This window comes from Methylobacterium sp. J-001 (assembly GCF_022829565.1).
Taxonomy (GTDB): Bacteria; Pseudomonadota; Alphaproteobacteria; order Rhizobiales; family Beijerinckiaceae; genus Methylobacterium.
Genome location: NZ_JAKSYN010000214.1, coordinates 74,319 through 83,851 on the forward strand (window position 1 = coordinate 74,319; position 9,533 = coordinate 83,851).

A 9,533-nucleotide genomic window follows, 5' to 3' on the forward strand; every position below is an offset into this window, starting at 1 on the left:
CCCAGGGCGAGACAACGCAAAGCCTCCGCCCGAAGCGACGTTGCTGCTGATCGTGCCACTGCGCGGCGCTGTCTCTGCTGGATGCCCGATTACCGTCCACTGACGTTCCCGGTGCGCGGGAAAGGGCGCTTCAATTGCCAGGCGCGCTTCCAGCCGGCGCGACGCAGCCGTTCAGGAGCGCTCGCCGGAAACGGGCAACTGATCTGCGCCGGCGTCCCCGCCCCTCGACAGGCCGCCCCGGCGGGTGCGAAAGATCGGCCATGCAGGCCGCCGCTTCAGCGCAACGGAATGAGGGGCTGACGGCCCTGTTCGACGCCGCCCGGGCGGTGCGCGACCGGGCCCATGCGCCTTATTCCCGGTTCCGGGTCGGGTCGGCGCTCCGCGACGAGCGGGGCGAGATTCATGTCGGCTGCAACGTCGAGAACGCGGCCTATCCGGTCGGCACCTGCGCGGAAGCCGGGGCGATCGCCGCGATGATCGCGGGTGGCGGCCGGCGCATCGCCGAGATCCTGGTCTGCGGCGACGGCGCCGGTCTGGTGACGCCCTGCGGCGCCTGCCGCCAGCGGATCCGCGAATTCGCCGGGCCGGACACGCCGATCCACGCCGCCGGGCCGGATCGTATCGCGAAAACCTTCACGCTGGCGGAGTTGTTGCCCGAATCGTTCGGGCCGGAGACGCTGGGTGACTGAGGCCGCCGCCCTCGACACGCTCCGGGCCGCGGGCTTCGGCAGCGGTTACGCCTGCGCCATCGTCACCGGCACCGGGCTCGGCGGGATCGCGGCCGGGCTCACGGATGCGGCCACGCTGGATTACGCGGCGATCCCGGGCTTCCCCGGTGCCGGCGTCAGCGGCCATGGCGGGCGGCTGCATCGCGGGCATCTCGCCGGGCGGCGCGTGCTGGTGTTCGAGGGCCGGGCCCATGCCTATGAGCGGGGCGATGCGGCGGCGATGCGGATACCGCTCGCCTGCGCGGCCGGCCTCGGCGCCAAGCGCCTGCTCCTCACCAACGCCTCCGGGTCGCTGCGACCGGAGACCGGCCCGGGCAGCCTGGTTCTGCTCCAAGATCACATCAACCTGTCGGGCCTGAACCCGCTGATCGGCGAGACCAGCGATGCCCGCTTCGTGCCGATGACCGAAGCCTACGATCCGGACCTGCGCGTGCGCCTCCGGGCGGCGGCCGGGACCTGCGGGGTTCCGTTGACGGAAGGCATCTACGCCTGGTTCTCCGGCCCGAGCTTCGAGACCCCGGCCGAGGTCCGGATGGCCGGCATCCTCGGGGCCGATCTCGTCGGCATGTCCACCGTGCCCGAGGTGATCCTCGCCCGCTTCCTCGGCCTGCCGGTGGCGGCCGTGTCGGTGGTGACCAACCTGGCCGCCGGGATCGCCGGGGGCGCCCCCCATCACGCCGAGACCAAGGCGGTGGCGGCCCAGGCCGCGGCGGATCTCGGCCGTCTGGTCCGGGCCTTCGTGGCCGGCCTGCCCGCCGAGGAGACCGAACATGGATGAACCCGATGCCGCCGCGGTCGCCCGCCGGGCGCTGCCGCTCCTCGATCTCACCGACCTCACCGAGACCTGCACCGAGCCGAAGATCGACGCGCTCTGCCGGGATGCGCTGAGCGGCGGCGTCGCGGCGATCTGCGTCTGGCCGCATTTCGTGGCGCAGGGCGCGCGCGCGCTCAAAGGCAGCGGCATCCGGGTCGCCACCGTGATCAACTTCCCGGCCGGCGGCGAGGATTGCGCCCGGGCGACCGACGACACCGCGGAGGCCCTGCGCGACGGCGCCGACGAGATCGACCTCGTCCTGCCCTATCGGGCTTTCCTGCGCGGCGACGCGGAGACGGCCCGCGACATGGTCGAGGCGGTGCGCGACACCTGCGGGGCCGCAATCCTCAAGGTGATCCTGGAGACCGGGGAACTCGCCGATCCCGACGTCATCCGGCGTGCCGGCCGGCTGGCGCTGGAAGCGGGGGCCGACTTCCTGAAGACCTCCACGGGCAAGAGCCCGGTCTCGGCGACCCCGGAGGCCGCCGAAGCGATGCTGATCGAGATCCAGGCGAGCGCTCGCCCTGCGGGCCTCAAGATCTCGGGCGGCCTGCGCAGCGTCGCCGACGCCGCCACCTATCTCGCGCTCGCCGACCGGATCATGGGGCCGGGCTGGGTCGGCCCGAAGACCTTCCGGCTGGGAGCGAGCAGCCTGTTCGGCGCGCTCATGCAGGCGCGGGAGTCTTGAAGCGCATGCGCCTGCCGCAGGAAACCATCCGGGCCAAGCGCGACGGCCTGACCCTCGATCCGGATGCCATCGCGGACTTCGTCCGCGGCCTCACCAACGGGTCGGTCGGCGAGGGGCAGGCGGCGGCCTTCGCCATGGCCGTGTTCTTCCGCGGCCTCGCGCTGCCGGAGCGGGTGGCGCTGACCCGGGCGATGGCAGAATCCGGTGCCGTGCTCGCCTGGGACTTGCCGGGCCCGGTGCTCGACAAGCACTCCACCGGCGGCATCGGCGACACCGTGAGCCTGCCGCTCGCGCCCATGGTGGCGGCCTGCGGCGGCTACGTGCCGATGATCTCCGGCCGCGGCCTCGGCCATACCGGCGGGACGCTCGACAAGCTCGCCAGCATCCCCGGCTACGACGCCACCCCGGGCCTCGACACGTTCCGCCGGGTGGTCGGCCGGGTCGGCTGCGCGATCATCGGCCAGACCGCCGAATTGGCCCCGGCCGACCGGCGCCTCTACGCGATCCGGGACGTGACCGGCACGGTGGAATCCCTCGACCTGATCACCGCATCGATCCTGTCGAAGAAGCTGGCCGCCGGGCTCCAGGGCCTGGTGATGGACGTCAAGCAGGGCTCCGGCGCCTTCATGACGGGTTTGGATGAAGCCCGGGCGCTGGCCGAGAGCATCGTCACGGTGGCCGAGGGCGCCGGGCTGCGCACCGCGGCGCTGATCACCGACATGGACGCGCCGCTCGCGAGCGCCGCCGGGAACGCCGTCGAGGTGGCCTACGCGATCGATTACCTCACCGGCACTCGCCGGGAGCCGCGCTTCCACGCGGTCACCCTGGCGCTCGGGGCAGAGATGCTGGTGGCCGGCGGCCTCGCACCGGACCGCGATGCGGCGTCCGGGCGCCTGGAAAGGGCCCTCGCCTCGGGCCGGGCGGCCGAGATTTTTTGCGAGATGGTCGCGGCGCTCGGCGGCCCGGCCGATCTTCTGGAACAGCCGGCGCGATACCTGACCGCAGCGCCCGTACGGCGATCGGTGCGGCAGGACGGCACGGTCGCGGGCATCGACACCCGGGCGATCGGGCTGGCGGTGATCGGGCTCGGCGGTGGCCGGACCCGGCCGGAGGACACGATCGACCCGCGGGTCGGATTCACCGACCTCGCGGGTCCAGGGGATGCGTCCGGTCAGCTCGGGATCGTCCACGCGGCCGACGAGGCCGCCGCCGACCGCGCGGAGGCGGCCCTGCGGGCGGCCTACCGGATGGGCGAGGCGCCCCCCGGCCGGCCGGCGATCATCGAGCGGGTGGGAGCCGGATAGGATCCGGCCCCGATCGCCTTACCAGCGGCCGTAGCCGTGGCGGTGGCCGAAGCCGCCATGGTGGTGATGGCCGAACCCGCGGTGATGACCCCAGCCGCGATGGTGGCCGCGACCCCAGCCGTGGTGGTGATGACCCCGGAAGCCCGGGCCGAAGCCGTGGCGGGGGCCGAAGCCGTGATGACGATGGCCGTACCCGTAGCCGTACTGGACATCCACGATGTCGCCGGCGCCCTGGTGCAGCCCGGTGTCGAGGCCAAGCGGGGCAGCCATCGCGGGTGCTCCGAGGGTCAGTCCCCCGAGCACCAGGGCGGCGGCCGCCAGGCGTAGGCGAGCGGTCTTGGTGAACATCGGCGTCCTCCTGTGCCTCGCCGATCGCATTGTCGCGACCGGCTGTGCCCCAGGTGTAACGCCTTTAAGTTGACGCGGACGTGAGTTCGGCCCTCAGGCGTTGTTCAGGTTCGGCCGGCACCGGAATGACCCTGATTGGTACCCTTTCAGCCAAGCCGTCATCGCGAGCGAAGCGAAGCGACCCAGGGATCCGCCACGTTCGGGGATCGCGCGCTACTGGGTTGCTTCGCTGCGCTCGCAATGACGGGGGAAGCTCTTACCCCACCAAGAATGTCCTGAACGCCCCGGCGCGGAACCCAGCCCACCAGCGTGGCGCAATTCAGCGGCGGCAAGCTCACGCAGGCAGCGCCGGCCCGAAACGCCTCTCGCGCCGCGTGATGACGCCCATCCCGTTATTGCGAGCGGAGCGAAGCAACCCAGGGCTCCGCGGCCGATCGTTCTGCTCGACGGGACTGCCACCATGCGCGCGCCGGCCGTCTACATCATGGCGAGTGGCCGCAACGGGACGCTCTAGACCGGTGTCACCGCGAACTTGGCCCGACGCGTCTACGAGCACCGCGAAGCCCTCCGTCCCGGCTTCACGCGCCGCTACGGCTGCAAGCTGCTGGTCTGGTACGAAGGCCACCCGACGATGACCGATGCCATCGCCCGCGAGAAGCAGATCAAGGCCGGCTCCCGGACGAAGAAGCTCGCGCTGATCGAGGCGATGAACCCGGAGTGGCGCGATCTGTATCCCGGCCTCGCGTGAAGCCCCTTCGCGTCGCGGAGCCTTGGGTTGCTTCGCTCCGCTCGCAATGACGGGGCGGTGTGCACCAGATCGGAGAGAGGTACCCTACGGCCGGCGATACACCCACACCCGCGCGGGCGGCAGGTTCAGCCAGACACGGTTCGACCGGTCGGCCGTGTAGCTGCCGGCCTCGCAGCGGGCCGGGATTGGCGGGACGACCGCATAGGTGAACTGCACGAAGGGCGCGCCCGGCTGCATCAGGTCGTGGGCGGCGTTGAGCAGGTCGAGCCGCTGCTCCAGCGGCTTGGTGAACAGGGGCAAGCTCGAGATCGTCGCCGCGGCGGGCTGGTCCAGCGCCGTCTTGAGAGTCGCGCGCATGTCGTAGGCATCGCCGCGAATCACGGTCACCCCCGGAAAGCGGCGGGTCAGCAGGCGGCAGAAATCCGGGTTGAACTCCACCAGGATCAGGCGCGATGGCGCGATGCCCCGGCGGATCAGCGCCTCCGTCACCGGGCCGGTGCCGGGGCCGAGCTCGACCACCGGGCCTTCGCGGCGCGGATCGACATAGGACGCCATGGTCCGGGCCAGCATCTTGCCGGACGGCGTCACCGCGCCGGTGACGAGCGGCCGCTCGAACCAGGATCGGAGGAAACGGGCTTCGTCCTCCAGGGGGTCGCGCCGCGGCCCAAGACTCTCACCCCTGGCGGCAGGGGCCTTCGCACTGGGACGGCGGAGCGGCGGCAAGTCCTGGATTCCTCGAAGCCGATGGGAATGGAAGGCTAAGGCAACGCGCCGTCTTACAGTCAAGCCGGCCCGGCGCCTAGGGTAAGCATGCCACGCTCGCCGGATGCATAACGGGCGTGCACGGGTTCGGATCCGGCCCGACGCGCTCGCCCCCGACCGGGATGCCCGTTCGGCCTCGGCGATCGCGTCGCATCGGCGATCCTAGGGTCGAACGGCGCTGCCGAAGAAGTCCCGCACCTTGGCGAAGAAGCCCGACGATTCCGGGTGGTTCTCCGGCGAGGCCGACTGGTCGAACTCCTGCAGCAGCTCGCGCTGGCGCTTGGTCAGGTTCTGCGGGGTCTCGACGAAGACCTGGATGTATAGGTCGCCGACCTCCCGGGAGCGGAGCACCGGCATGCCCTTGCCCTTGATCCGGAATTGCTTGGCGGTCTGCGTCCCGGCCGGGATCCGCACCTGGGTCTGGGAGCCGTCGATCACCGGCACGGTGATCTCACCCGCGAGCGCCGCCGTGACCATCGAGATCGGCACCCGGCAGAACAGGTCGGCGCCGTCGCGCTGGAAGAATTCGTGCTGCTTGATCGAGAGGAAGACGTAGAGGTCCCCGGGCGGCCCGCCCCGCAACCCGCTCTCGCCCTCGCCGGCGAGCCGGATGCGCAACCCGTCATCGACGCCAGCCGGCACGTTGATCGAGAGCGTGCGCTCGCGATTGACCCGGCCCGCGCCCTGACAGGTGGTGCAGGGATCGTCGACGATCTCGCCGCGCCCGTGGCAATTCGGGCAGGTGCGTTCGATGGCGAAGAACCCCTGCGCCGCCCGCACCCGGCCGTAGCCGGCGCAGGTCGGGCAGGTGCGCGGCTTCGAGCCGGGCTTGGCGCCCGAGCCGTCGCAGGCCTCGCAGGTCACCGAGGTCGGGATCCGGATGGTCTCGGCCTTGCCGATGAAGGCCTCTTCGAGGGTGATCTCGAGGTTGTAGCGCAGGTCGGAGCCGCGCTCGCGGCCCGGGGTGCCGCCACCGCGGCCGCGCTGGGCACCGCCCCCGCGGCCGTCGCCGAAGAAATTGTCGAAGATGTCCGACATGAAGTCGCCGAACTCGTTGCCGAATCCGGGGCCGCCTCCGCCCTGGCTGAAGGCGGCGTGGCCGAACTTGTCGTAGGCCGCGCGCTTCTGGCCGTCCGAGAGGCACTGATAGGCCTCGTTCAATTCCTTGAACTTGATCTCGGCTTCCTTGTCGCCGGGATTCCGGTCGGGATGATAGGTCATTGCGAGCTTGCGGAACGCGACCTTCAACTCGCCTTCCGTGGCGGTCTTGGCGACCCCCAGGATCTCGTAATAGTCCCGCTTCGACATCCCACCCAGTCTCCGGACAATCAGAAGGCGCTGTGATCCCTGGACCCGTCCGGTCCGCCGCAGCGGGGCCCTCGGGGCAGATCTTGAGCAGGGTGAGCGGGCTGAGGCACCGTCGCGATCACGACGACCCCGCCGATCTAGCATGAGCCGACCGGTCCGGGGCTGACATCGGACGATATCCGGTTCCTGCGGCGCCCGCGCAACAGCGCTTCACAAGCAGAGGCGGGGCCGGATCGCTCCGGCCCCGCGCGTTTGCTGTCGAAGCCGCGCCTCAGGCGCGCTTCTTCTGGTCTTTCTCGTCGACCTCCTGGAAGTCGGCGTCGATGACGTCGTCCTTCTTCTCGGAGGCGCCCGCCTCGGCACCGGCCTCAGGGCTGGCGCCCTGGTTGGCGCTGTACATCGCCTCGCCGAGCTTCATCGAGGCCTGCATCAGGTCCGTGGTGCGGGCCTTGATGGTCTCGACATCCTCGCCCTCAAGCGCGGTCTTGAGCGCGGTCATCGCGGTCTCGATCGCGCCCTTGTCGGCCGCCGGGACCTTGTCGCCGTACTCGGTCACCGACTTCTCGGTGGCGTGGATCAGGCTCTCGCCCTGGTTCTTCACCTCGACCAGCTCGCGGCGCTTCTTGTCCGCCTCGGCATTGGCCTCGGCGTCCTTCACCATCCGGTCGATATCGGCGTCCGAGAGGCCGCCCGAGGCCTGGATGCGGATCTGGTGCTCCTTGTTCGTCGCCTTGTCCTTGGCCGTCACGTTGACGATGCCGTTGGCGTCGATGTCGAAGGTCACCTCGATCTGCGGCATGCCGCGGGGCGCCGGCGGGATGCCGACGAGGTCGAACTGGCCGAGCAGCTTGTTGTCGGCCGCCATCTCGCGCTCGCCCTGGAAGACCCGGATCGTGACGGCGTTCTGGTTGTCTTCGGCCGTCGAGAAGGTCTGGGACTTCTTGGTCGGGATCGTGGTGTTGCGGTCGATGAGCCGGGTGAACACGCCGCCGAGGGTCTCGATGCCCAGCGACAGCGGGGTCACGTCGAGCAGCAGCACGTCCTTGACGTCGCCCTGGAGCACGCCCGCCTGCACGGCGGCGCCGATGGCCACGACCTCATCGGGGTTGACGCCCTTGTGCGGCTCCTTGCCGAAGAAGGACTTCACCACCTCCTGGATCTTGGGCATGCGGATCATGCCGCCGACCAGCACCACCTCGTCGATCTCGGAGGCCGAGACGCCGGCATCCTTGAGCGCCTTGCGGCAGGGCTCGATCGTGCGCTGCACCAGATCGTCCACGAGCGACTCGAACTTCGCCCGGCTGAGCTTCAGCGCGAGGTGCTTCGGGCCGGTCTGGTCGGCGGTGATGTAGGGCAGGTTGATCTCGGTCTGGGTGGCCGAGGACAGCTCGATCTTCGCCTTCTCTGCGGCCTCCTTGAGGCGCTGGAGGGCGAGCTTGTCCTTGGTCAGGTCGATGCCCTGCTCCTTCTTGAACTCGGCGGTCAGGTACTCGACCACGCGGTTGTCGAAGTCCTCGCCGCCCAGGAAGGTGTCGCCGTTGGTGGACTTCACCTCGAACACGCCGTCGCCGATCTCGAGGATCGAGACGTCGAAGGTGCCGCCGCCGAGGTCGTAGACCGCGATGGTGCCGGCCTTCTTCTTGTCGAGGCCGTAGGCGAGCGCGGCCGCGGTCGGCTCGTTGATGATGCGCAGCACCTCGAGGCCCGCGATCTTGCCGGCATCCTTGGTCGCCTGGCGCTGGGCGTCGTTGAAGTAGGCCGGGACCGTGATGACCGCCTGCGTGACCGGCTGGCCGAGATGCGACTCCGCGGTCTCCTTCATCTTCTGCAGCGTGAAGGCGGAGATCTGAGACGGCGAGTACTTCTTGCCGTCGGCCTCGACCCAGGCGTCGCCGTTGTCGCCGCGGACGATCTTATAGGGGACGAGGCCCTTGTCCTTCTGGGTCATCGGATCGTCGTAGGTACGACCGACGAGCCGCTTGATGGCGAAGAACGTGCGCTCGGGGTTCGTCACCGCCTGGCGCTTGGCCGGCTGGCCGACGAGCCGCTCGCCGTCATCCGTGAAGGCCACGATCGATGGCGTGGTGCGGGCGCCTTCCGCATTCTCGATGACCCGGGGCTGCGTGCCTTCCATGACGGCCACGCAAGAGTTCGTGGTGCCCAGATCGATACCGATAACTTTACCCATGGTGGGATCCCTCTTTTCGTCGCGTTCAAGCAGACCGCCGAGCCCCGAAGCAGCTCGGCCCATGGCGGATTGAGTGTGATGTGAGTATGGGACCCGGGCCGGATCAAGGGCCGTGAACGGCTGAAATCCAGCGCATAATCCCGCGTCGAGGGCGATATAAGAACCCCTGGACGGGCTCGCAAGGCAAAGCCGGCGCGTTGGCCCCGGCCATCGTGTTTTTGGCCAAGGCGTTGTTCTGCCTGAAAAATCCTACCGCGAGGCAGCGGCGGCCCGGTTGGCGTCGATGCATTTTGTTGCGCCGCTGCCACGTCCAGGCCATCGATGGCGTGTTAACACTTCGACAAGGGGTTGAGCGTGGCCCCGCCACCTCGTCTTCCCCGTCAGAGCCCGATGCCACGGACCCGCAGCCTCCTGCTCCCCCTTCTGGCAGCCGCCGTCGCGGCGCCCGCGTTGCTGGCCGCCCCGCCGGCGCAGGCCCAGAATTTCTTCGAGCGCCTGTTCGGCATCAAGCCCGAGCGGCCCCCGGTGCCGCCCCGCGGCGTGCCCGAGGGCCCCCCCGCCGCCCCGGCGCCCGGGGAGCCGGGGCCCGCCACGGCCCCCGAGGCGCCCCGGTCCGCGCCGGTTCCGGCCCGGCCGGTGGTGCTG

The 9,533-nt window shown here is 70.1% G+C and carries 8 protein-coding genes and 2 pseudogenes; 6 read left to right on the forward strand and 4 right to left on the reverse strand.

The genetic code is table 11. From position 1 onward, the window contains the following. Positions 1 to 260 precede the first annotated feature (260 nt). From MKK65_RS28720 to deoA, 4 genes are read left to right on the forward strand one after another with little or no spacing between them, the layout of a single operon-like run. Entirely contained in the window at positions 261 to 689 is a 429-nt protein-coding gene (locus MKK65_RS28720; RefSeq protein ID WP_243961585.1) for a cytidine deaminase, read from the forward strand. Beyond that, complete coding sequence (locus MKK65_RS28725; protein ID WP_243961587.1) at positions 682 to 1,506, forward strand: purine-nucleoside phosphorylase; 825 nt, start codon at positions 682 to 684, stop codon at positions 1,504 to 1,506. The genes MKK65_RS28720 and MKK65_RS28725 overlap by 8 nt, the downstream gene beginning before the upstream one ends. Continuing rightward, positions 1,499 to 2,230, forward strand: coding sequence for a deoxyribose-phosphate aldolase (gene deoC / locus MKK65_RS28730; protein WP_243961589.1), 732 nt, complete (start codon positions 1,499 to 1,501; stop codon positions 2,228 to 2,230). Before MKK65_RS28725 ends, deoC begins: the two co-directional genes overlap by 8 nt. 5 nt (positions 2,231 to 2,235) lie before the next feature. Further along, entirely contained in the window at positions 2,236 to 3,534 is a 1,299-nt protein-coding gene (gene deoA / locus MKK65_RS28735) for a thymidine phosphorylase (protein WP_243961591.1), read from the forward strand. Between the two features lie 18 nt (positions 3,535 to 3,552). On the opposite strand, the gene MKK65_RS28740 is transcribed toward deoA, so the two are convergent. Next, positions 3,553 to 3,882 carry a hypothetical protein gene (locus MKK65_RS28740; protein ID WP_243961592.1) on the reverse strand — a complete coding sequence of 110 codons (330 nt, stop codon included), beginning with the start codon at positions 3,880 to 3,882 and terminating at the stop codon, positions 3,553 to 3,555. 460 nt (positions 3,883 to 4,342) lie between these two features. Between MKK65_RS28740 and MKK65_RS28745 the strand changes: the two are divergent. After that, a pseudogene (locus MKK65_RS28745) lies at positions 4,343 to 4,630 on the forward strand (GIY-YIG nuclease family protein). 84 nt (positions 4,631 to 4,714) lie between these two features. On the opposite strand, the gene MKK65_RS28750 reads toward MKK65_RS28745, so the two are convergent. The 3 genes from MKK65_RS28750 to dnaK form a co-directional block, all read right to left on the reverse strand. Continuing rightward, positions 4,715 to 5,353, reverse strand: a complete 639-nt coding sequence (locus MKK65_RS28750; RefSeq protein ID WP_058191900.1) for a class I SAM-dependent methyltransferase — start codon at positions 5,351 to 5,353, stop codon at positions 4,715 to 4,717. A gap of 201 nt (positions 5,354 to 5,554) precedes the next feature. Continuing rightward, positions 5,555 to 6,700, reverse strand: a complete 1,146-nt coding sequence (dnaJ, locus tag MKK65_RS28755; protein WP_243961594.1) for a molecular chaperone DnaJ — start codon at positions 6,698 to 6,700, stop codon at positions 5,555 to 5,557. Between the two features lie 271 nt (positions 6,701 to 6,971). Next, positions 6,972 to 8,888 (reverse strand): molecular chaperone DnaK, encoded by a 1,917-nt coding sequence (gene dnaK, locus MKK65_RS28760; RefSeq protein WP_243961595.1) that lies wholly within the window; start codon positions 8,886 to 8,888, stop codon positions 6,972 to 6,974. Between the two features lie 390 nt (positions 8,889 to 9,278). Between dnaK and MKK65_RS28765 the strand changes: the two are divergent. Then, positions 9,279 to 9,533, forward strand: a pseudogene (locus MKK65_RS28765) (hypothetical protein); the annotation flags it as partial.